Below are 21,865 nucleotides of genomic sequence, written 5' to 3'. Positions count from 1 at the left end.
CTTAAAACGGGCTCTCAATTTGGCTCATACCTACATAAACCGATTTGGTCTGTGTGTAGCTATTAAGCGTTTCAACGCCGTTTTCACGTCCAATGCCAGACTGTTTGTAGCCGCCTACAGGCATTTCAGCCGGAGAGTTACCATATGCATTTATCCAGCAAATACCGGCTTGAAGCTGGTGGATAACGCGGTGCGCGCGCTGGATATCCTTACTAAATACACCGGCAGCTAAACCTAGCTCAGTGTCATTCGCGCGTGCGATCACTTCGTCTTCATCATCGAAAACTAACACGCTCATTACTGGTCCGAAGATCTCTTCTTTAACGATAGTCATATCGTCAGTGCAGTCAGTGAAAATTGTTGGCTCAACAAAATAGCCATTTGGCGCAGATGCCGGAGAGGCAGCGTTCCCGCCGGTTAACAGCGTTGCGCCTTCTTCTTTTCCTTTGGCAATATAGCTAAGTACTAGCTCTTGGTGCTTTTTAGAAATAAGTGCGCCTAGGTTTACGTTAGGGTCAAGCGGATCGCCCATAACAATGTTGTTTTCGGTACGGGCTTTAAGCTCATCAATAAAGGCTTGATAAACAGAACGTTGAACGTAAACACGGGTGCAGTTAGTGCAGATTTCACCTTGGGTATAAAAATTACCAAGCATAGCGGCGCTAATAGCTTGGCTAATGTCGGCATCTTCGAATACCACAAGCGGTGACTTACCGCCAAGCTCCATTGTTACGTCTTTTAAGTTCGACGCAGCGGCGCTTTGCATCACTTTTTTACCTGTGCCTACTTCACCAGTAAACGATACTTTCTCTATGTCAGGACTGTTTGTAAGCCACTGACCTACTTGTGCTGCGCCTTGAACCACATTAAATACGCCGTCAGGTACGCCAGCTTCGGTGAAAATTTCAGCCAGTTTAAGCGCACCCATTGGGGTTTCTTCTGACGGCTTAAATATAAACGCATTACCTGCGGCAAGGGCAGGGCCTGATTTCCAGCAAGCGATTTGAATAGGGTAGTTCCATGCGCCAATACCGGCACAGATACCTAGCGCTTCTTTGCGCGTATAGAAGAAATCGCCACCCACAGGTTGCTGGGTACCTAGTTGAGTAGGAGCAAGGCCGGCATAGTACTCAATGACATCAGCGCCAGTTTCAATATCAACACAGTCGGCTTCTTGAATAGGCTTACCGGTATCGAGTACTTCAAGCTTAGCGAGTTCGTCATTACGCTCACGAAGCAATGCAACCGCTTTATTAAGAATGCGGGTTCTTTCAATTGGCATCATTGCTGACCACACTGAAAAGCCTTCTTTAGCGCTTTTGATTGCTTCTTGTTGAATAAACTCATCAGCCACTTCTACGTGGTAAATTACCTCACCGGTTGCGGGGTTGGTTACAGCAAAGGTTTCTTTGCTTTTGTTTGCCATCGGCTTGCCGTGAATGAAATTCTGATAAGTCGGTAATGACATGCATAAACTCCTACTTTTAAAAGGACTAAAACTTTCGCCAATTTGCGGGTACTGCGAATTAACTTCCATTACGAATACCTAATACGTAGAAATAGTTTCAAAATGATGAATAGTGTTGAAACTATTTTCTTTATTGAAGTGCTAACTTGCTCGAATAGAACACTTTCGCTTTGTAAAAGTCACCCTGTAAAAAACATCATTACCTACTGCGCCAATGACGCATTATTGAAGGTTTTAAAACGTAATGTCGCACGTCTTTTTACTGATGTTTTTATTTTAATTGGTCGTTCAATAAAAATAAATTGTATAGTGTTCTAACTATTGTTTCAACTTGTGAGCATTGTTACAGAAGCGGAATGGCTAGGAGTAACCTGCGAAGCTTGCTGGTAAGTGAATGATTTTAAATAGTAAAATTGTAAACATTAAATATATAAAGAATTAGCTATCCCCATGCTTAATTCCTTTTTGATTGACCAATTAAAGGTGCGAAAATGTTTAACTGAAACTAATTGAGTTGGAGGTAAGGGTTAACCTTGCGGGGCTAAAAGCAATTGCTCTTCGCAATTTGATACTGTTGAAAAGAGAAGTTAAAAGGGCAGCTTAGGCCCTTTCATCATGTGAGGTAAATATTAAGGTAGAGACTAAGCCTAAAACAGACAAGTAAGCGTCGATTTCGCTTTAGGTGCTTAAACTGCAATGGTAATAACCTGAGTTGATCGATAGGGTAGCAACATCCCCTTTATTCCAAAACACTACGTTCTTGTTGTTGGTGTATTTTGCCCCCGATGCTGAACGTGATAACTGCACAATGTGATGGGTATTGTTTAATGATAAGGCCAATGTGTCAGGCCCCAGCGTATTTACACGTAATGTAGCGAGATTGGCATTAGGCGTTTCACATTTGTACGTTTTGGTCGACTCTTGTTCATTTGAGCCAACCACATCTTGTTTTTGCGATGAAGCCAGGTCAGACAATTTCGTATCTACATTACTTTTTGTCGTACTTGCCGATTTGTTTGTCGTCGATTGAGAAATCTGTGAAGCAATCGCTCTAATCGTTTCATTGCCATTACTGTCGTAAAGCACCAACCAAGTATTTTCCACTATCGAATAAGTTGCCGATGCGGCCAACATTTCGATGAAGCGTTGCTCTTGTTTCATCAGTGCAGGCGCACATGCCTTTTTGGTGAGAATGAGCTTATCAGTGGAAAAGGATTCAGCTGAGCTTTTATCACTAAATACCGTATCGGCTTCATCAACATCTAGCGCTCCGGTAAACTGATTACAACCTGTACTGCCGCTTACTCTGCTAGTGTCTCCGTTTGAATTTACGTTAAGCGTAACATGGCTGAAATCGATAATTCCTGCTCGGTCTATACTTTCAACCTGCCAATGACTGTCCGCTAACGTAAGGGGTTTGCCTTCGGTATGCTTTTCACTACCTTCACTTTCATTTGAATAGAGAGAGGAGACCGAGCTGCACGCTGCTAAAGAAAGAAGCGCAGAACCTGTCAAAGCCCGAAGGTACTTCCTGTAAGTCATGAAAACTCCAATTGTTTTTAATCAATTTCACTATGATTCGCGATAGACAACTAAGTTCATCTTTAATCGTTGAGCTCAAATAGCACGAAGAGCACCACTATACCTCCACTTTGTCGTCAAAACGACAGTTCGTAAGCGAAAGAAGGGAGTAAACTAACATCTTGATATAACTTATGGGTGACGCAGTATGAAAAATTTAGAACAGCACTTGAGTGAGTACGCCAAGTACCACAGAGATCAAAGAAACATATACACCCATTACGTCGGTATTCCGCTAATTGTTTTCTCGGTTTTCTGTCTACTAAGTAAGCCTGCGTTTCTAGTTAGCGCGCCAATTTTTGGAGATATGATCATAAGCCCAGCGCTCTTTGTTTGGGCAATTGGTAATGCGTTCTACATTAAGTTAGATATAAAACTTGGCATAGTGATGACGTTTATCACGGGGGCTATGGTCTATTTCGCTCAACCCATCGCACAGAATGAAGTGGGAACATGGCTTGCTATCTCACTTGGTATTTTTATTGGTGGTTGGGTGCTTCAATTTATTGGTCATCACTATGAGGGTAAAAAGCCTGCGTTTGTCGACGACATAATGGGGCTGGCGATAGGACCACTATTTGTGCTTGCGGAATTAAGTTTTGAGCTAGGCCTTAGAAGCGCACTTAAGGAAGAGATAGAACGCCGGTCGGGGCCTGTAAAGTAATCACTTCTAAACAACGCGTTGAAATAACCAGTCTCAACGCGTTATTACAAACTAGGGCCTAGGCTTGCATCTTGGCTATTGTCTCTTTACGCAACTGAAGCTTAGATTCAGCAAAAGACTGTCTAGGCAACATCTTCAACTTTTCTGCATAACCCATGGCCGTTGCTAAAACCTGCTCTTGAGGCACCGCAGCGTCGATAAAGCCCGCTTTCACTGCTTCTTTACCTTGGTAAATACGTGAAAAAAGCAATGCTTCAGTTTGAGACGTATTCGCTAGTCTGGCTTTGGCTAGCTCCATACCGAAAGGCGGTAGCACCATACCAATGGCGGTTTCATTAAGCCCATACTTAGTATCTGCGTCTTTACCAATGCGCAGGTCAGCAGCCATAAGCATAATTGCGCCCATTGCAATGCTGTGACCTTCTGCAGCAACGACTACAGGTAGTGGGAAGCTATAAAGACGTACGATTAACTCAGCGCCTTTTGACACCAACTCGTGTTGTTTTGCTTTGTCGTCGGCTTTCATTACCGATAAATCAAACCCGCCGCAAAACTTGCCTTCACCACCGTGTAATACAACCGCTTTTGCGTTTTGCTCTGCTTCATCTAAGGCATCGTTGAACTGCTGAATAAGATCAAAGCCTACGGCGTTAACTTTTCCGTCGTCAAAGGTGATTACTGCAATATCGTTATTAATAGCTAAATTAAACGCCATGGTATGTCCTGTCACTTTCTGGGGAGGAATTAATTTACGTTACGCTCTGTTAAGCGCAACTTTCTAGCAGTGATTGTAGGTAATTGATTTCTTTTATGATAGTGCTTTAGGCTTCATCTTCGGGATATGTGCTATGAATATCGGTGATAATTCGCGGAAGTTCTGCAATAAGCTTCTTTTTATATCGGCGTTGTCTGCGACGCGCTTTCGCGTTATTAGCCCGCCATTGCGCACGTTTGTCTTTCACAATTCGCTCTAGGTCTTGACCATCCTCTATCAAAATTGCGTCGTTAATGGTTGTTCGTTTTGTCATACTAAAACTCCAGTTTTAGCTGCTTATTGCGCCATTGTTTCGAGCGTTGGTTGAGTACGTGAAGCGAGACACTCTCAGTGGCTATCTGTCTCGCGAGGTTTAACGCTGCGTTGGCTTGCTCGTCGGTCAGGTTTTTATAGGCCGGCGAGGGAATGACCTCATACCACGCACAGCCGACAATATTGTCTAAAATCACTCGCATAAAGCAGTGGTCATGATGTATTGGCCAGGCGTTTTTCTTTGCAGATGCAATAGAAGGGAGCACATTTTTCGCGTAGTGTAGAAATTCTCGTAGGTTCTTCGTGTGCTCCGTTGATTTTGAGAGATAAGCGTGTGGGAATTGGTTCTGAAGGGAAGGTGTGTGCATGCGTGATTTAGCCCTCGTCCAATTCGTTTACGCACTTTTATTACGACATAGCAAGAGTTTACACGACACCAGTGAAATTCAGAGTTACACTATTTTTAGTTTTACTGTTTTTGTTTATAGATTCTTAGTTTATTGATTCTTAGTTTTATGAGTTTTAGCCTAGCGCTAAATGCTCATTATTAATTACATGGTTGGTTAATGCGCCCTCATTTAAAAATTCTTGTTATAGAAGATGCTGTTGATTTATTGGAACAAATCACCTCGAGTATAGGCAACACCATCACTTACTTTGACCGAAGTGACGTTGAAATAAGCCTGCTTGAAGCGAACTCTGTTGCAAAGGCACTACAATTTGTTCGTGAAGACGGTGACATTCAAGCTGTGGTATTTAGCTGGGATGTGGTGGCGAAGGTCAAAGAGCTAACAGACGTTGTGCCATTAAATGGCGTACTTAATGAAAATACGAGCCCCGCAGCCGAAAGCGTTAGTTCACAAAACGCGAACGAGAAAACCACAGGCGAAAAGTCGTCCGCACGCAACGCTGTTATTGATAATAACGCCAGAGTTATAGACGCCATTAAACGCATTCGCCCTGAACTCCCCGTGTATGTCTTAGGCGATGCAGTAAAAGGGTTGGATATTGTAAACCAAGCCAATGGCATTGAATCATTCTTCTATCGTAACGACATTATTTCAGACCCAGAGTCTATTTTGGGTTATATCATCAATGACTTTGATGATAGAAACGAAACGCCGTTTTGGACTGAATACAAAGACTATGTAGTAGAGTCTAATGACTCGTGGCATACGCCAGGTCACAGCGGTGGCGCAAGCTTTAGAAATTCACCCTATATCAGTGATTTTTATCGCTTCTTTGGTCGTAACGTGTTTGTTAGTGACTTATCGGTAAGCGTAGACTCGCTGGGCTCACTATCAGATGGCACTCACGCTATCGGGAAAGCGCAAGCCGCTGTCGCGAATACATTTGAAGTTCGCCATTCCTATTTCGTCACGAACGGCTCTTCGACATCAAACAAAATCATTTTGCAGACGCTGTTGCGTGAGGGCGACAAAGTAATTGCCGACAGAAACTGCCACAAGTCAGTGCACTACGGCATTATTCAGGCGCGCGCTATGCCAGTGTATTTAGACAGTGTATTTAACCCTGAATACGGTATTTTCTCACCGCCTAGAATGGCGCAAATTAAGCAGCTTATTGAAGAAAATACTGATGCTAAACTTATCGTACTGACGGGCTGTACCTACGACGGGTTATTGACTGACCTTAAGCAAGTCGTAAATTTAGCCCACGAGCATGGCATTAAAGTGTTCATTGACGAAGCATGGTTTGCGTATTCCTTGTTCCATCCTGCATTGCGTGACTACTCGGCTATCGCCGCTGGGGCAGACTATATTACTCACTCTGCGCACAAAGTGGTGTCGGCGTTCTCGCAAGCATCCTTTATTCATGTAAACGATCCAGATTTCGATAAAGACTTTTTTAAAGAAGTGTTTGCAATTCACACCAGTACCTCGCCCAAGTATCAACTCATTGCCTCGCTTGATGTATGTCGTCAGCAGCTGGAAATGGAAGGCTACAAAATCCTTAATGAGCTATTGAGCAATGTTGCCGAACTCAAATCGCAAATGGCCAAGTTTAAGCGACTTAAAATACTTTCGCCTAGTGACTTTGCGAATATGTTTTCTCACTTTGAAAGTGACAACATTGGGCACGACCCGCTTAAAATCTTAATTGACGTATCGGCGCTTGATTATTCAAACCAAGAAATACATCGTTTCTTAATGGACGAAGTTGGTTTAGAAATCGAGAAGTTTACTCATAGCACTATTCTAGTACTGCTTACGCTAGGTGGAATGCGCTCTAAAATTGTAAGGCTATACAACGCGTTAAAACGTCTTGATGATGGCGCCGTTAACCTAAGCAAGCGCAAGAGCAAGAGTCCGTTACCGGCAGACATTCCGCCAATTCATTTAGACGACCTTCCGTCAAAAGCGTTTTTCAGCCCTAGGGAAGCCATTCCATGGCAAAACAGCGTTGGACGCACTGCAGCAGGTTTAATTACACCGTATCCGCCTGGTATTCCGCTTATTGTTCCTGGACAGAAAGTGGAACAAGCGCATATTGATTACCTTCAGGCACTGGCAAGCCAGAAGCTTACCGTCCAAGGTATTTACGACGGTGAAATTTATGTTGTAGCTGACCAACAGTAGGAAAAAAAGCGAACCAAACCAGTTTGGACGGTGCTTTAGCTCTTAAGTGTTAAAACCCGTCCATCGAACAGTTTCTATTTGTTATTCCATTTTTTACCCTGTTTTTGGCTTCGAATGGAAGCCTAATAAAACAAGGAAATGTAAATGAAAGAGTTAAATACAAGTGAAATTGAAATGGTGTCCGGCGGCTTTGATGGTTGGGAGCAGCTAGGCGTTGGCATTGCTATGATTGGTTTGGGTATTGCCATTGTTGGCACAGCAGGGTTAGCAACTGTGCCCATTGCTCTTGCGGGCGCTGCAACGCTTGGTGAAATCGGAGTTGGTGTCGTTGGTATTGGTTTAGCAGGCGCAGGTGGATTTGCCGCTGGCACGTCATTAGCGTCAACGAGTGATGATACTCAAGAAGCAACAACATTAGACGAGTAATTCAATGTTTAAAGTACAAATTCAAGGTGGCGATATCACCTCAGTTGCATCGTTAAGAGTATTGCGTACTTTATGGCCGCTTTCACTAAAAGCGGTAGAAGAGTTGGCTACAGCGTTGAAAAAGCAAAACGAGTTTGTGCTGGTGGAAGGTGTGACGGAGATATTTGCAACAGAACTTGCTCACGAGTTTAAAAGTGCAAATGTTGTATGTCAGATTTTACCAAGTGAAAAAGAAGAGGCCTGCTTATGTATTCCAATTGGTGAGCCTCGCAAACGTTGGAACGCTTTAGGTGTCTTGGTATCTCGGTAATTAAAAAAGGCGTTTACAAGTATATTTGAAACGCCTTTTTGATACTCCCCTTTATCCTGTATTTCTCCACTACAATCTTTTTCTCTCATTATTTGTTTCACTATTAAGCGTTGCCGCTTTGCGTTTTGGGTTTCATACCTTACACTTGCGCCGAAAGTTATAAAAAGGGCAGTGCAAATGAAACTAAGTGACGTGAAAAAGCTTCATCAAAAGAAATTTAGAACGCAGTTCGGATTCTATTTGGTGGAAGGAGAGCACTTAGTTTTAGAGTTAATTAATGTTGCTCAGCATGACAGCAGTACATTAGGTGATATCACCCTTTATGTGACAGCTGATTATGAGGCGTGGCTGAAAGAAAAACTTGATTCTTCAGTCTCTAATATGAAGGTAGAAACGGTATCGTCTCAACAAATGCAGCAACTCAGCGATACTAAGTCACCTCAAGGTATTATTGCTCGCGTTCCACTTCCTAACTCCGCGTTATATTCAGAGCGGTCACAAACCAGCATTTCAGCAAACAAATCCAGTGCCGAAAAGTACATTTATTTGTATGAAGTTCAAGACCCTGGCAACTTAGGCACCATACTAAGAACGCTAGCGTGGTTTGGGGATTTTACATTATTACTAAGCCCAAATAGCGTAGATCCATACAACTCGAAAGTTGTACGCTCAAGTATGGGGGCTATTTTCCATGTAAACATGGAATTAAACGTGGCGCTTGAAAGCCTAGGCGAGCGGTTCGAACGTTTCGCTTTCTTGGATATAAATGGTAGTAATATCACCTCTAACACCTTTGGTGATTATCAGTGTTATCTGTTTGGTAACGAAGCCCGTGGCGTGCCTGTTGAGGCACTATCAAAGCTAAACGCAACGGCGTATACCATTGCGGGAAGCGGTAAGATTGACTCGTTAAACTTAGCCAGCGCTGTGAATATCTGCGCTTATGAATTAACCCGTTAAGCACACTCCCCTCAACTCGATTACGATAGGAAACAACCATGGCATTACAATGGTTCCCAGGGCATATGCACAAGGCCCTGAAAGAAATTAAAGAGTCGCTTAATCAAGTAGACATTCTTATTGAGGTGCTTGACGCGCGTATTCCATATTCCAGTGAAAACCCCGAAATTGCAAAAATACGCGGCGATAAGCCCTGTATTAAAATTCTTAATAAGTATGATTTGGCAGACCCAGAAATTACTGCGCGCTGGCAGGAGAGCTTAGAGAAAGAGCGCGGCGTGAAGACGATCACGACCTCTAGCGATAACCCGGGCAACAGCAAGCAAATCATGCAGCTGGTTAAAAGCATTTGTTCGTATAAAGAAGGTCAGCCAAAAGCAATTAAAGCTATGATCACAGGTATACCTAACGTGGGTAAATCGACGCTAATTAATATTTTAGCCGACCGAATCATTGCTAAAACAGGCAACGAGCCAGCTGTAACGAAAAGCCAGCAGCGCATAAATTTAGGCAGCGGTATTATCTTGTTTGATACACCGGGAGTACTGTGGCCTAAGCTTGAAAACCCACATTCAATTTATCGGTTAGCTTCATCGGGCGCTGTTAAAAATACTGCCATGGAATACGACGATGTCGGTTTTTTTGCGGCAGATTACCTTATTAAAGCGTATCCAGAAGTAATGAAGGAGCGCTATAAGCTGGACGAGTTGCCAGATACTGAAATAGAGTTTTTGGAAGCCGCCGCCAAAACGCGTGGAGCAATTCAAGCGGGTGGTCGCGTAAATCTTCATAAAATATGCGAGATCCTGCTTAAAGAACTGCAGTCGGGTAAGTTGGGGCGAATAACCCTAGAGACACCAGAAATGCTGGAAGTCGAAAAAGAAGAAATGGCACTTGAGGCGGCGAAGAAAGCTGAAGCGAAAGCCAAGCGTAAAGCAAAATTCAAAACAGGCTCGTTAACGCCGGATAAGAAAGATCGGAAAGAAAAACGAGAAGAGAAGCGTCAAGAACAAAGCCGTAGGATGAAGAAAAACAAGCGCTAACCAAAAAATAGGCTTAATCGATTAAGGAATGGGTTGCAAAAATTCACTACTACTTGATACTAACATTAGGTTAACAACTTTTGTTGGATAATTTATGCGCGTATTTTTGCTCCTTCTATTGGCCGTCTCCTTGCCTTCAATAGCTAATGAGTTGTCGGTTCTCTCCCCAGATAAAAAAGTAAAGTTATCGTTCACAGATGATGGCGAATTAGCGCAATATTGGGTGTCATTTAACGGAGAACCCGTTTTAGGGCTCGGTAAGCTTGGCTTTACTTTTGCAAAAGCCGCCCCTTTATATCGCGACTTTAAAGTAGAAGAGATAAGCAGGAATACGGTGGATCAAACATGGCAGCAGCCGTGGGGAGAGCAGCGAGACATTCGCGACAACCACAATGAGCTTTTGGTCAAGTTCTATAACCCAAGCGATAAAGACCGCACTTTTCTTGTAAGGGCAAGAGTTTTTAACGATGGTATCGGCTTTCGCTACGAGCTACCTGCAAGCGGTAATCGCATAATTACTAGAGAGCTGACTGAATTTAACTTAGTCGATTCTCATCAAGCAAAAGCGTTTTGGATCCCTGCCCATGGTCGAGATAGATATGAATATGTTTATCAATCCACTAATCTGCAAGACGTTCACACCGCTCACACGCCATTCACGGTGAAGTATGAAAACGGCACTCATGTCGCTATTCATGAAGCTGCCCTTGTTGATTACGCGGGTATGAGCCTTAAAAGACAAGAGTTAGGGCGTTTTACAGCGTCGCTGGCACCTCGTCACGACGGGAGTTTGGTGCATAAAACCGATAGTTTTGTTACCCCATGGCGCACCATTACGTTAGGAAATGACGCAACGGATTTGGTTAATTCATACCTTGTTTTGAATCTTAATGAGCCAAATAAACTCGGTGACGTGAGCTGGGTTGAACCAGGAAAATACATAGGTATTTGGTGGGGAATGCACATTGATGAGTATACGTGGGGCTCTGGAGACAAGCATGGTGCTACTACTCAGCGCACAAAGCAATACATGGACTTCGCCGCTAAACACGGTTTTGATGGTGTATTGGTTGAAGGTTGGAATAAAGGTTGGGATGGTGATTGGATAGCGAATTCAGAGTTATTTTCTTTCACAGAAAGTTATCCAGACTTTGATATTGAAGCGGTGACCAGCTACGGCGAGAAAGTTGGCGTGAAGTTAATAGGACACCATGAAACATCAGGAGGAATAACCAACTACGAAGCGCAGATGGAAGACGGTTTTGCCCTGTACAACAAGCTGGGGGTTTCTCAAATTAAAACGGGCTATGTTGCCCATGGCCAAAATCTCAAAGTGCGCGACGACAACAACGTACTGCGCTATGAATATACCGACAGCCAAGAAGTGGTAAACCATTTTATTAAGAACGTCACAACCGCTGCGAAATATCAGTTGTCTATCAACACTCATGAATCGGTAAAAGATACCGGCCTTCGCCGTACTTATCCAAACTGGATATCGCGAGAAAGCGCTCGTGGTCAGGAATACAACTCAGGGTGGGCAGCACCTAATCCACCCAACCATATTCCTATGTTGGCGTTTACTCGCATGCTCGCTGGTCCGATGGATTTCACACCTGGCATTTTCAACTTTGACTATGTAAGAACTAATGACGGCGGAATCGAGTGGGGCAAAGGAGAGGTTATGCGCCCTCAAACAACGCTTGCCAAGCAACTGGCCCAATATGTAGTGCTGTACAGCCCTATCCAAATGGCAGCAGACTTGCCTCGTAATTATGAGAATAATTTACCGGCGTTTCAGTTTATTAAAGACGTCCCTACAGATTGGTCTCATAGTAAAGCGCTTCAAGGGGAAGTGGGCGAATATATTGTAATGGCGCGTAAAGCGAGCAAGCACAAATCCTACTCTGGAAATGATTGGTATGTTGGTGCAATTACGAATGAAGAAGCCAGAGAGTTATCACTACCGCTAACCTTTCTAGAGGAAGGTCGGCAGTATGAAGCGCAGTTCTATCTGGATGGAGAGAAAGCGCATTGGAAAACAAACCCCTACGCAATGAACATCGAGAAAAAGGTAGTGACGTCTGCTGATGTCTTGTCATTAAAGCTTGCGCCATCGGGGGGAGGAGCGATACGCTTTAAATTACTATCGCAATAATAGACAGGGTGTGATGTTGGATAAGATTCAGTATTTTGATAAAGCGTTGTTTGAAACGCTTAAACAGTCGGCTGAGGAAAGTCCTCGCCGACGGGCTAATTTGAACGTACATAAATCTTATACCGACATGGTACAGCGTTTGTTTATTGCAATGATGCCTGACTCCTACGTGCGGCCTCATCGACATGTACAGTCTCATAAGTGGGAGTTCTTCATGGTGGTAGAGGGCGAATTAGACATTCTATTTTTCAGCGACGATGGCGAAGTCGAAAACAGAGTAACGCTAACCGCTCGCGGAGAGACCTGCGGAATTGAGATTCCTCCTAATACCTGGCACGCAACGGTGTGTCATAGCCCAGTAGTTTTCATGGAAGTTAAACAAGGGCCTTACGAAGTCACCGATGATAAGGGTTTTGCAAGCTGGTCTCCTGAAGAAGGAAGCGACCAGGTCCCCAATTTTCTAGCATCACTTAAGCAAGCGGCGGTGGGCGATAACGTACGTTTTTTAAAGCCTCTACTTGCCTAATAAAGCGCTTATAGCCGGCTTTCGGTACTTTCCTTTTTGGAAAGTCATTGCTATTGCTTATCTACATGGTATGGTTAAGGATAAGTGACAGAAGGCCGCTGCTAAATTTTGAAAAGCACCGAAGCCTCAACATTTAGCTTAGTCGCGGCACAGGGTCGTATGTACAAGCACATTGTGAAAAGAGAATTATCATGCAAAACGTTTCAACTGGTTATTTTTATAATTTTAATTACTGATTGCACCTGACCGTCGGTGTTCAGGGGCAAGTATTGGCTTCTGGGCACTGCAGGTAGAACGTTTTGCAAAAGCCCAGAAGGTATCACCATCTGGGCTTTTTTAATGCCCGTAATTCTCGGTAAAAGACAATGAAAGAAATCACACTAGGTGACATCAGAAAGCAGCACAGAGTTAAACAGGAAGTCGTAGCAATGGCGTTATCGGTTACGGCTTCTGGCGTAAGCAAATTGGAATCGAAACGTATTCAGGACGTTTCACTTCAACGTGCGGCTGCATATTTAGCTGCGGTTGGCGGGAACATGAAAATTGAAGTAACTATGCCTGATGGCGCTACTTTACAAGTAGGGTAGTAGGGCGTGTTAATTTGTTGCTGCATAAATGCACAGCAAGGAACGACAAATCCTAGTTTTAATACCAGTCCTCATAGATAATTACCCACTCAGCGAGACTTAAAATGTTCGTAATCGCGGCGTGTTACCGCAGGTAAAAATATGGCTAATCCAACCACTGCTGGGTTGGACTTGCCATGTTATTGATTACTTTTTATTACAAGTTCGCACTACGTATCCTAGTGATAGTATGCCGCGCTATTTTCTCTAAAGCGGCGTGACGTAGCAAACGTGTGTAGCCATTCGTTAAAGGAAATACCCCGCGCACTCTGCTCATTATAAAATGGGCTAGGTGAGGATACTGGGAAGGCATTATCTTCACAAAAATCGTTTAGCACCATGTGGCAGGTGCCTTCACCAAGGTAAAATTGATAATTCCATGTGAAAGCTGACAGCGCATGAAGTGACGCATTAGCCTGAAGTTGCCAGCCAAGTATGTAGCCTAAATCAGATTCTGTTACACCCCATGTCGTTGGGTCTAAATTATCTCTAGAGACCTGATCAGAGATTTTAGAAAACTGAATTTGAACAATGTCGGTTCCTGTTGAATATTGCGCAAAACGGTTCCAAGGGTACTGATAAGCTAATCGCAGCATCACCTGCTTATTGAGCGTTAGATGGTTAAAATTGCCAATCAGTGATTGGAAATTACGTGGTAGTGTATCTTCTATCCCCCATGGTCCTTGATAGTTTAGGACTGTTTGCGTAAAGCCTCGGGATATAACACCAAGCGACGCATCAGCGAAGAGGGCAACCTTTGTGCGACCAAACAGCGATTGGAAGTAGGGGAAGTTGAACGTTGCACCATAACCGCCCGCACTGCTTCCACTGAGTAGCACTTTGTTGGGTGATAAATCATCGTTGTTCAGTTTTTCTTTAATCCACTGCATAACAACTAGCGCGTTGTCGTGACCACGGTGCTTTAAAGTAACTTCGGCACCAGGTAGACCTGTAACGATACCAAGCTCGTCAACGTACTGCGTGTCTTTTGAGCCTAAGTGTAGGTCGCCAGTACAGTAGGGAATGAAAACTTTTGACCAAGTTTGAAAAGGGTTCTCTTGTGTATCTTCAAATATTCCGCCTGAAATAAATGGCGTATTTTCGATTACGGCTGATGGGTTATAAGCGGCTCGCGACATCGGGTTGTCGTCAAACTCAAGCTGCATTGACGCTAAGCAAGTGGCACTGTCCCAGCAGGCGCCGCCACCATTGAAGTAGATAAGTAGGTTATCACTTTCTCCTTGTTCGAAATAAAACGAGAATGGGTTGGGGGCTAACCCCTCTGGTCCCGGTAAAGCGGGAAGAGAACATGATGGGTACACGGTTTTTTCACCGCCGCCAGGTACTGATACCACCACCTCATTTTCAGGAGTGATTTGCTCCCATTGTGCAAAGGCATTATGGGCACAGAAACTCAGTGCCATTACAGCAAAATAGCGAAAACGTTTAGCGTAAGAATGCATAAACAATTCCTTTTGACATAGATAAACATGGTTTGAATAGTAAGTTTGATTCGGCTGTTTTGAGAAAATTGAACTTCCTGAAACTTTCTCAATCGATCTCATTAGCGCGTAACTACGACAATTCATAGCGAGCGCTATACATTCATGATCGTGAATTGCGCCACGAACTGTGGCTATAGCCTACGCAATAGGTTATAGCATTTATCCACTCTGTCTAGCGTTGATGTGGCGTTTTAAAGCATTGAATAAACATATTTTTACGACTAATCGCTTTAACTAAAATACTTCTGGGTTAAAATATAGCTAAATCGATTACAAGGAGTCTTACATGGCCGTTCACGAAATTACCCACCCGCTTATTGCGCACAAACTAGGGCTTATGCGATACGCTAAAATTAGCAGCAAAGACTTTCGCGAGCTTGCCTCTGAAGTAGGGAACCTTCTGACTTATGAAGCAACGCGAACACTGCCTACGGAAAGAGCGACGATTAAAAGTTGGTCGGGAGATGAGGTAGAAGTAAGACAAATTAAAGGTAAGAAAATAACTGTTGTCCCTATTCTTCGTGCTGGCTTAGGTATGCTTGAAGGCGTACTGGAACTTATTCCAAATGCGAAGATTAGTGTAGTCGGTTTGTACCGTGATGAAGATACACTGCAGCCAGTTGCCTATTTTGACAAGGTAGTAAAAAACATTGATGAACGTACCGCACTGATTGTTGACCCCATGCTGGCAACAGGCGGAACGTTGATTGCAACAATCGATCTTCTGAAAAAGAAAGGCTGTCGAAGAATAATGGGACTATTCCTTGTTGCTGCGCCTGAAGGCATTAAAGCCGTTGTTGAAGCACACCCTGATGTTGATATCTTTACCGCCGCAATCGATGATAGATTGAATGATAAAGGCTATATCCTACCGGGATTAGGAGATGCTGGAGACAAAATCTTTGGCACGCGCTAAGAGCGAAAATCTCTAAAAATTAAGCCATTGAGCAATTTGTTACACAACTCATCGAATTAGCGCTAAATTTCACGCGTTAAACGTTTAAGTTAATGATATAGTCAGAGGGTAGTCAGAGCGCACGCTTGCTACCCTTTTTTGTTTTTAACTCTGGGTAGTTAGTTTCGTGAAAAGAGCTAAAAATAATGAATAAAACAAAACTTACCCTAAAAGATGTTGCTGAACAGTTGGGCGTTTCAACGGCAACCATTTCAAATGCATTTAACCGCCCGGACCAATTATCAAAAGCGAAGCGCGAAGAGATTTTAGCGCAGTGCAAAAAGATTGGTTACAGCGGCCCCAATAAAGCAGCACAGATCCTCAGAAAGGGCACATCAAATATTGTGGCTTTAGTATTAGCCGACAGCATTTCATATATGGTGAGTGACCCCGTCGCGAGTACTTTTATTAAAGGTGTTTCTTCTGCGCTTCAAGAAAATGGCAAGCATTTGTTACTGTACGCGGGCGACTCTGACAGCATTCTTGATGTTGTAGATTTTGTTGATGGTTTTATCTGTTACGGACAACCGCGCAACAGCAACTTGGTAGCGGAGTTGGCAGTGTCGCCAAAACCTGTGGTCACCGTTGACTTTGATATCGAAGACAAACCATCTATTAATATTGATAACGAAGAGGCGGCCTATCGCGTTGCGTCTCATGCGTTAAATGAAGGTGACAATGTGGCAATCTTTGGGCTTCGCCTGATTGACTCGCCTTCTACATGTCGTATTTACGATAGTCCGTTGATTGACGTAGACAGCTCAATTGCTCACCGTCGACTTGATGGTTATTTAAGGGCCGCTGAAGAAAAGAACATCACGGTAAGCAATGAGCGTATTTGGCACCTTCCAGAAAGTGACAGACACTTTGCAAGACAGGCAGCCAAAGAAGTACTGACCAGCTCTCCAAGACCTAATGTGGTTTTGTGTATGAGTGACATTATAGCCCTTGAGCTACTTCACTTAGCCTTGGATATGAATATTAAGGTACCGGAAGAGCTTAAAATTACAGGGTTTGATGGTATTGGGGAAGCCGAGCGTGCGCGCCCGCGTCTTACTACAGTTTGCCAATCCAGCAGTGGCAAAGGCGTAGAAGCAACAAAAGCACTGCTTAATCAAGTAACAGCAAAGAGTACGCTGCCTTTTGAATTGCAAGTCGGCGAGACGGTATAGGCTGAGCCAAGAGGTTCAGCCCGCGTTAAATAAGGTAGATTGCTTATCAAAGTTTAACGAGCAGCGATTAAAAAATGCGGCAAGCTTCTTTTCTTCAAAAAGATCGCCGCTTTCCTTCAAAGAAGCGGGCTGATTGAGTGCCGGTGGCGGGAATACACCATAGCCAGACAACAAACAGTGCCACGACGTAGTGCTGAAATGTCGACCAATACCTTGGCGCTTTATTTCCTCAACAATATCCCCTTTTCTGTACCACACATCTAGTAAACTAAGCAGTGATTCGGACAGCTTCATGTTAGCTCTGTTGTCTCTCCAATAGTCACTGTCGTTGCGCCCGTTTAGCTTGTAATGACACACGATATAATCTCGGACGCGTTCAAAGCGCTCTGAAACTTCCTGATTAAACGCCTGTCTCTGTTGAGCACTTGTTTCGTTGAAAGAATAGTTGTCCGCGAAAAGCTCGATGCTCGTTTGAACTAGGTGTAGTGCCGTTGCTTCTAAAGGTTCAATAAACCCTTGCGACAAGCCTAGTGCAAGACAATTCTTCTCCCAATGCCTTTCACATTGACCTACACGCATAGACAAGTGCTTTGCTTCAACATCGGTATTTTCCATCCCCAATGCGCGTCGCAATTCACATTCTGCAGCGTCTTTCTCTTGGTACTGCTGACTATACACATATCCGTTTCCCGTGCGGTTGCGAAGCGGTATCTGCCAACGCCAACCGTTCGACATGGCAACCGACTCGGTTTCAACCGGTAAATTAGCGCATGCTGGTGTAGGCAACACAACGGCCGAGTCATTGAATAGGTTGTCACTAAAGTCCCTAAACGGTACGCCTAGCGTCTTTTGTAAAAGGAGCCCTGAAAACCCCGTGCAATCTATGAACAGCTCTCCATCAAGTTTTTGTCCGTCTTGACAGACGAGATGTGAAATGTCGCCAGATGGTGAGGTATGCACCGATTCAATATTACCAACAACGTGATATACGCCTTTTGATTTAGCGCGCTCGCGTAAGAATCGTCCAAGTTTTAGAGAGTCAAAGTGGTAGCCGTATTCTATATCGAATGGAAAATTATGTGAGGGAAGAGGGGCAAGGTTTTTCTTTGCCAAATACCCCGCCATAAGAAACTTATCAGGTCGAGTTTCAACATCGAGCCCCAGCCTTCTGGTTAAGGCATTAACGTGAAATGCTCGTTCACTAAAAACATCTAGCTGGCTAATAAAGGGGTGAGAGTAGCTGTGTGAATTATTGCCATTCCAGCCCGTGAACTTGATATTAACTTTATACGTTGCTTGGCACTCTTCCATCCAATCATACTCAGGAATATCAAGAGTTTGGAAGAAACGCTTGAGAGTAGGAGTCGAGCCTTCGCCTACGCCTATTGTGCCAATGTCTTCTGATTCTATGAGTGTGATGGTCACAGCTTGATTAGCCCAGCGGTGAGCTAAAAGGTTGGCAGCCATCCAACCTGCTGTGCCGCCTCCAGCAATAACAATTCGGTGTGGTGTTGTCATTAAAGGCTCTGCAATAAAAGAAGGGTGAAATTAAACAGTATCAGAGTTGCGCATTACTGCCACACTTTACATGGCAGTAATGCAAGGCACGTATCCACTATCTAAAGATGCGTGCCATTATTTTCGTACGTTCAAAAGAGATGGTCCCTTTTAATAGAACGAATAGTTGAGGTTTAGCATATAAGAAGGACCAAACTCACGGCGGAGCGTAACAATGCCCGCATCATCAATGGTTTCTTCTTTCTCATCAGTCAGGTTGACGCCTTGTAACGATACTCTTAGCCCTTCCAAGTACTCAATTCCGCTATCTGCGAAATCGTAGCTAATTTGAGCATCGACTTGGGTAACGGCGTTACGAGTTGCTGGCTCAATTTTGTTTGAACCTCCACGCTGATATGTGAGGAACTCAGAACGATCGGTTGCCGCAACCCTAATCTCAAAGCCGTTCATCTCATAGTACGCTGTAATGCTGTACGTATTGTCTGATTGGCCTGGAATGGCTGTGCCATCTTCAAGCTCCGCATCTAGGATTGTTGCAGAAGCGGCAATACCAAATCCATCCAGAGAGTCAGTGAGCATTCTCAAAGGAACATTGGCCGTTAGCTCAACCCCTTTCATTTCACCTTTTAGGCCATCTTCGAAGAATGAATAGAAGCCTTGGTCTGGCGGAGTTACTAAATCGCCCACTTCGTAAGGCGTGTCTTGCGGGCCGTAGTTACCCGCAACGTCCACGATCCTGTCATGGAATCCAGGGATGAAGTAGTTAGCACCGTCATTGGTCACGTCATTCGTGAAATCAATAAGCTGGTTGCCATCGCGGGTCCAATTAACCAAATCTTTATAGAAAAGCGCAATCGAGACATAACCTTCTTCATCGAAGTAGTTTTCAAATGAAATGTCAAAGTTATTGGCTTCTAACGGACGAAGGGTTGGGTTACCCGTAAATTTAGACCAAGGCGACCCGAACTCTCTCACCGCTGCCTCAGAATTTTCTGTGGCAATCAGCTCAATATTTTGATCAAACTTAACAAAGCCCGATGCTTTCATTTGATCGATACGCGCTCGACTAATGGTTTTCGATGCCGCCAAACGCAAGTAGCGATTCTCATTAAGTTCGACACTTACGTTCAGGCTAGGCAGGAAGTGAGAGTAATCGTCGCCATCGGTAATAATACAGTCCGCATCAACCACTTGGTTGCCATCGTCGTCACACACGGCAAAGTTCGGGCCTACAATACCAATGAAACCCGTTGAGCTTTGGTCTGTTTGTACATATTGTGCACCCACGTTACCTTTTACATTGAAACCTTGAACTTCAGTCTCAAAGTCTAGCTGGGCGTATAATGTAGTTACTTCTTCATCAATGGTGTAGGTATCACCTAAACGATCAGGTTCTAGAAGCCCTGCATCATTAAGCGTATATTCACCATCGTTGTAAGGGGCAAATCCGTCGTAGGCTACAACGTAACCCATGCCAGCCCAGGTTAAGTCAGCTAAACCGTTGTACAGATACTGCTCAGGGATCGCTTCAGAAAATGGATAAGATGATGCGGTTGCGAAGAAACCTTTGTTATCTTTTGCTTTGTATCGGTCGCTATAGTTTACGCCGGCCGTAAAAGTGTTGAAGATTCCCCAATCTACATAACCAACTGCCTCAAAACGTATTGTGGTCAGCTCTTCTTCAAAATCAGCAAAGTTCAGGAAGCCGTCTTGGGCGTTGAAATAGCTGTAAGGTTGACCATTTGCCTGTAACACATCGGTGGTAAACTGATCGGCAATGTTAGCCATACCGCCCCCCCAAACTTGAGGGCCCGCAAGCTGTAACATGGTGGGATCAGAGAATGCATCAAGGCCGCTACTGCCGGTAAAGTAAATACCATCAGTGCTCATTTCGAATTGACGTGAACCTAATTGCCCTTCGCCGAGCGCACCAGAACGCGCTAAACCAGCGTATGATTCACCACGCAAGTCACGTTTGTTCGACTCACTGTCTGCCACGTCTAAAGTAAGAGACCACTCATCGGTTATGTCGTATTTGATATTTAAACCGAAGGTTTGAAGCTCGCCATCTTTTTGCGCGGGATCTGTACGCAATACTGGATTCGCGTTAACTTGCGTGCCCGAGTTGTTAATGCCTGTACCGCTAACATTTGCCGCAGCGAAGGGTTCGATGAAACCGCGAATAACACCCGAGTCAGAATAATCAATATCTAGCGCATCAAATACGATGTCTAGTCTATCAGTAGGGCGCCATTGAAGAATGGCTGAAATTGTATCGCGTTCTAGTACGCGGCTAATGGCCTGAGTGTCTAAACCAAACGGAAGCACCTGACCATCGTCATTCTCACCATAACCCCAAACACCGTATTTTCTCTCGTTTCTGGGGGACTCCGTTGATGCAATGGCAAGTGCGAGACCCACAGTGTCATCGGCAAACTTTTCTACAAAGGAAAGGGCAAAACGGTTGCCGCTATTGTCGAACTCTGGATTATCTGAATCGTTGCCACCAAGTTCATAGACCCCAGTGACGGTAAGGGTTTCCTGGGCTGCTAGAGGGCGTACTGTTTGCAAGTCTACTGTACCGCCAATACCTTGGACAATAAGCGACGCGTCAGAGGTTTTGTAAATTGTGGCACCTGTCATGATTTCAGCAGGGTATAAGTCGTACTCTACGCCACGGTTATCGCCAATACCGATAAGCTCTCGTCCGTTCAGCGAGGTGCCGGTAAAGTCTTCTTTGAAGCCACGTACCGAAATACCCGACGTTCGTCCGCCTACGCGCTCACCTGATAGGCCTGGCAAGCGGGCAAGTGATTCTGCGATTGAAGAGTCTGGAAGCTTACCGATGTCTTCTGCGGAAATGGCCTCAACAATGGAATCGTTGTCCATTTTCACCGCTTGGGCGCGCATCAAAGAGCCTCGAATACCCGAAACTTGAATAATTTCTACTTGTTCGTCGTCTGGTGTGTCTTGTGCTACTACTGAACCGCTGTTAAGGGCGGCGGTAATTGAAATAGCGATTAACGCAGGTTTAAACGTACTGGTGTGCTTCATGAGTCATACCTTGCTGAGTGTGTTAAACAAAGGTTTTATTATTTACAACGTTTTAACAATAGTAGTTGTTTTACTTATACGCAAGTGTTTTCTTAATTGTTTAAGAAAAGTGTTTTCAAATACAGGTCATAAACGGCTATTCGTGGCTAGCAAGAATGCTTAATGCTTTTTCTTGCTACCTCTAGATAGTATCGAGAAAGTTTGGATAACGCCGATTGAAATCTGGCAAAGGGCAGAAGGGGGAGTGGCAAATTTTTGAGAGAATGAGAAGC

General features: G+C 44.2%; 19 protein-coding genes. 11 read left to right on the top strand and 8 right to left on the bottom strand.

Features of this window, described 5'->3' with window-relative positions; translation table 11 throughout:
- Position 1: 1 nt before the first annotated feature.
- On the bottom strand, positions 2 to 1,468 hold the full coding sequence (betB, locus tag MHM87_RS05140) for a betaine-aldehyde dehydrogenase (RefSeq protein ID WP_014979913.1): 1,467 nt from the start codon (positions 1,466 to 1,468) through the stop codon (positions 2 to 4).
- Positions 1,469 to 2,146: 678 nt separating this feature from the next.
- Positions 2,147 to 3,010 (bottom strand): META domain-containing protein, encoded by an 864-nt coding sequence (locus tag MHM87_RS05135; RefSeq protein ID WP_239257951.1) that lies wholly within the window; start codon positions 3,008 to 3,010, stop codon positions 2,147 to 2,149.
- Between the two features lie 187 nt (positions 3,011 to 3,197).
- Between MHM87_RS05135 and MHM87_RS05130 the strand changes: the two genes are divergently transcribed.
- The gene (locus MHM87_RS05130; protein ID WP_239257950.1) at positions 3,198 to 3,713 is read left to right on the top strand and encodes an Mpo1-like protein; all 516 of its coding nucleotides are present in this window, start codon (positions 3,198 to 3,200) and stop codon (positions 3,711 to 3,713) included.
- Between the two features lie 58 nt (positions 3,714 to 3,771).
- Here the strand turns inward: MHM87_RS05130 and MHM87_RS05125 are convergent, their stop codons facing one another.
- From MHM87_RS05125 to MHM87_RS05115, 3 genes are all read right to left on the bottom strand, one after another.
- Positions 3,772 to 4,428 carry a crotonase/enoyl-CoA hydratase family protein gene (locus MHM87_RS05125; RefSeq protein ID WP_039231375.1) on the bottom strand — a complete coding sequence of 219 codons (657 nt, stop codon included), beginning with the start codon at positions 4,426 to 4,428 and terminating at the stop codon, positions 3,772 to 3,774.
- 106 nt (positions 4,429 to 4,534) lie between these two features.
- On the bottom strand, positions 4,535 to 4,741 hold the full coding sequence (locus tag MHM87_RS05120) for a hypothetical protein (protein ID WP_014977119.1): 207 nt from the start codon (positions 4,739 to 4,741) through the stop codon (positions 4,535 to 4,537).
- A 1-nt stretch (position 4,742) separates the two neighbouring features.
- Positions 4,743 to 5,108, bottom strand: coding sequence for a hypothetical protein (locus MHM87_RS05115; RefSeq protein ID WP_239257949.1), 366 nt, complete (start codon positions 5,106 to 5,108; stop codon positions 4,743 to 4,745).
- Positions 5,109 to 5,306: 198 nt separating this feature from the next.
- Between MHM87_RS05115 and MHM87_RS05110 the strand changes: the two genes are divergently transcribed.
- The 8 genes from MHM87_RS05110 (at position 5,307) to MHM87_RS05075 (ending at position 13,350) form a co-directional block, all read left to right on the top strand.
- A complete protein-coding gene (locus MHM87_RS05110; protein ID WP_239257948.1) occupies positions 5,307 to 7,340 on the top strand; it encodes an aminotransferase class V-fold PLP-dependent enzyme in 2,034 nt (677 codons plus the stop codon).
- 144 nt (positions 7,341 to 7,484) lie between these two features.
- A complete protein-coding gene (locus MHM87_RS05105) occupies positions 7,485 to 7,766 on the top strand; it encodes a hypothetical protein (protein ID WP_014950274.1) in 282 nt (93 codons plus the stop codon).
- A 4-nt stretch (positions 7,767 to 7,770) separates the two neighbouring features.
- Positions 7,771 to 8,076 carry a hypothetical protein gene (locus tag MHM87_RS05100; RefSeq protein WP_014977116.1) on the top strand — a complete coding sequence of 102 codons (306 nt, stop codon included), beginning with the start codon at positions 7,771 to 7,773 and terminating at the stop codon, positions 8,074 to 8,076.
- Between the two features lie 177 nt (positions 8,077 to 8,253).
- Positions 8,254 to 9,036 carry an RNA methyltransferase gene (locus tag MHM87_RS05095; RefSeq protein ID WP_239257947.1) on the top strand — a complete coding sequence of 261 codons (783 nt, stop codon included), beginning with the start codon at positions 8,254 to 8,256 and terminating at the stop codon, positions 9,034 to 9,036.
- Positions 9,037 to 9,074: 38 nt separating this feature from the next.
- Complete coding sequence (gene ylqF / locus MHM87_RS05090) at positions 9,075 to 10,079, top strand: ribosome biogenesis GTPase YlqF (RefSeq protein WP_014977114.1); 1,005 nt, start codon at positions 9,075 to 9,077, stop codon at positions 10,077 to 10,079.
- 94 nt (positions 10,080 to 10,173) lie between these two features.
- Positions 10,174 to 12,237, top strand: a complete 2,064-nt coding sequence (locus MHM87_RS05085; RefSeq protein WP_239257946.1) for a glycoside hydrolase family 97 protein — start codon at positions 10,174 to 10,176, stop codon at positions 12,235 to 12,237.
- 13 nt (positions 12,238 to 12,250) lie between these two features.
- Positions 12,251 to 12,763 carry a WbuC family cupin fold metalloprotein gene (locus MHM87_RS05080; RefSeq protein WP_014950269.1) on the top strand — a complete coding sequence of 171 codons (513 nt, stop codon included), beginning with the start codon at positions 12,251 to 12,253 and terminating at the stop codon, positions 12,761 to 12,763.
- A gap of 365 nt (positions 12,764 to 13,128) precedes the next feature.
- On the top strand, positions 13,129 to 13,350 hold the full coding sequence (locus tag MHM87_RS05075; protein ID WP_014950268.1) for an XRE family transcriptional regulator: 222 nt from the start codon (positions 13,129 to 13,131) through the stop codon (positions 13,348 to 13,350).
- Positions 13,351 to 13,568: 218 nt separating this feature from the next.
- On the opposite strand, the gene MHM87_RS05070 is transcribed toward MHM87_RS05075, so the two are convergent.
- Positions 13,569 to 14,852: a pectinacetylesterase family protein gene (locus MHM87_RS05070; RefSeq protein WP_239257945.1), complete on the bottom strand. Its 1,284-nt coding sequence runs from the start codon at positions 14,850 to 14,852 to the stop codon at positions 13,569 to 13,571.
- 328 nt (positions 14,853 to 15,180) lie between these two features.
- On the opposite strand from MHM87_RS05070, the gene upp reads away from it, so the two are divergent.
- Together upp and MHM87_RS05060 are read left to right on the top strand one after the other, a co-directional pair.
- Positions 15,181 to 15,810: a uracil phosphoribosyltransferase gene (upp, locus tag MHM87_RS05065; RefSeq protein ID WP_239257944.1), complete on the top strand. Its 630-nt coding sequence runs from the start codon at positions 15,181 to 15,183 to the stop codon at positions 15,808 to 15,810.
- Positions 15,811 to 15,995: 185 nt separating this feature from the next.
- A complete protein-coding gene (locus tag MHM87_RS05060) occupies positions 15,996 to 17,021 on the top strand; it encodes a LacI family DNA-binding transcriptional regulator (RefSeq protein ID WP_014950264.1) in 1,026 nt (341 codons plus the stop codon).
- 15 nt (positions 17,022 to 17,036) lie between these two features.
- On the opposite strand, the gene MHM87_RS05055 is transcribed toward MHM87_RS05060, so the two are convergent.
- Entirely contained in the window at positions 17,037 to 18,539 is a 1,503-nt protein-coding gene (locus tag MHM87_RS05055) for a tryptophan halogenase family protein (protein ID WP_239257943.1), read from the bottom strand.
- Positions 18,540 to 18,689: 150 nt separating this feature from the next.
- Complete coding sequence (locus tag MHM87_RS05050) at positions 18,690 to 21,593, bottom strand: TonB-dependent receptor (RefSeq protein WP_014977109.1); 2,904 nt, start codon at positions 21,591 to 21,593, stop codon at positions 18,690 to 18,692.
- Positions 21,594 to 21,865 lie beyond the last annotated feature (272 nt).

The sequence above is a fragment of the Alteromonas sp. Cnat3-28 genome, assembly GCF_022348265.1.
Classification (GTDB): domain Bacteria; phylum Pseudomonadota; class Gammaproteobacteria; order Enterobacterales; family Alteromonadaceae; genus Alteromonas; species Alteromonas macleodii.
This window is presented reverse-complemented; position numbering and strand designations above follow the sequence as displayed.

Bases quoted from the DNA above. Each gene is read 5' to 3' on its own strand.
- betB (WP_014979913.1), bottom strand. From the start codon at position 1,468: ATGTCATTACCGACTTATCAGAATTTCATTCACGGCAAGCCGATGGCA.
- MHM87_RS05135 (WP_239257951.1), bottom strand. From the start codon at position 3,010: ATGACTTACAGGAAGTACCTTCGGGCTTTGACAGGTTCTGCGCTTCTT.
- MHM87_RS05130 (WP_239257950.1), top strand. From the start codon at position 3,198: ATGAAAAATTTAGAACAGCACTTGAGTGAGTACGCCAAGTACCACAGA.
- MHM87_RS05125 (WP_039231375.1), bottom strand. From the start codon at position 4,428: ATGGCGTTTAATTTAGCTATTAATAACGATATTGCAGTAATCACCTTT.
- MHM87_RS05120 (WP_014977119.1), bottom strand. From the start codon at position 4,741: ATGACAAAACGAACAACCATTAACGACGCAATTTTGATAGAGGATGGT.
- MHM87_RS05115 (WP_239257949.1), bottom strand. From the start codon at position 5,108: ATGCACACACCTTCCCTTCAGAACCAATTCCCACACGCTTATCTCTCA.
- MHM87_RS05110 (WP_239257948.1), top strand. From the start codon at position 5,307: ATGCGCCCTCATTTAAAAATTCTTGTTATAGAAGATGCTGTTGATTTA.
- MHM87_RS05105 (WP_014950274.1), top strand. From the start codon at position 7,485: ATGAAAGAGTTAAATACAAGTGAAATTGAAATGGTGTCCGGCGGCTTT.
- MHM87_RS05100 (WP_014977116.1), top strand. From the start codon at position 7,771: ATGTTTAAAGTACAAATTCAAGGTGGCGATATCACCTCAGTTGCATCG.
- MHM87_RS05095 (WP_239257947.1), top strand. From the start codon at position 8,254: ATGAAACTAAGTGACGTGAAAAAGCTTCATCAAAAGAAATTTAGAACG.
- ylqF (WP_014977114.1), top strand. From the start codon at position 9,075: ATGGCATTACAATGGTTCCCAGGGCATATGCACAAGGCCCTGAAAGAA.
- MHM87_RS05085 (WP_239257946.1), top strand. From the start codon at position 10,174: ATGCGCGTATTTTTGCTCCTTCTATTGGCCGTCTCCTTGCCTTCAATA.
- MHM87_RS05080 (WP_014950269.1), top strand. From the start codon at position 12,251: ATGTTGGATAAGATTCAGTATTTTGATAAAGCGTTGTTTGAAACGCTT.
- MHM87_RS05075 (WP_014950268.1), top strand. From the start codon at position 13,129: ATGAAAGAAATCACACTAGGTGACATCAGAAAGCAGCACAGAGTTAAA.
- MHM87_RS05070 (WP_239257945.1), bottom strand. From the start codon at position 14,852: ATGCATTCTTACGCTAAACGTTTTCGCTATTTTGCTGTAATGGCACTG.
- upp (WP_239257944.1), top strand. From the start codon at position 15,181: ATGGCCGTTCACGAAATTACCCACCCGCTTATTGCGCACAAACTAGGG.
- MHM87_RS05060 (WP_014950264.1), top strand. From the start codon at position 15,996: ATGAATAAAACAAAACTTACCCTAAAAGATGTTGCTGAACAGTTGGGC.
- MHM87_RS05055 (WP_239257943.1), bottom strand. From the start codon at position 18,539: ATGACAACACCACACCGAATTGTTATTGCTGGAGGCGGCACAGCAGGT.
- MHM87_RS05050 (WP_014977109.1), bottom strand. From the start codon at position 21,593: ATGAAGCACACCAGTACGTTTAAACCTGCGTTAATCGCTATTTCAATT.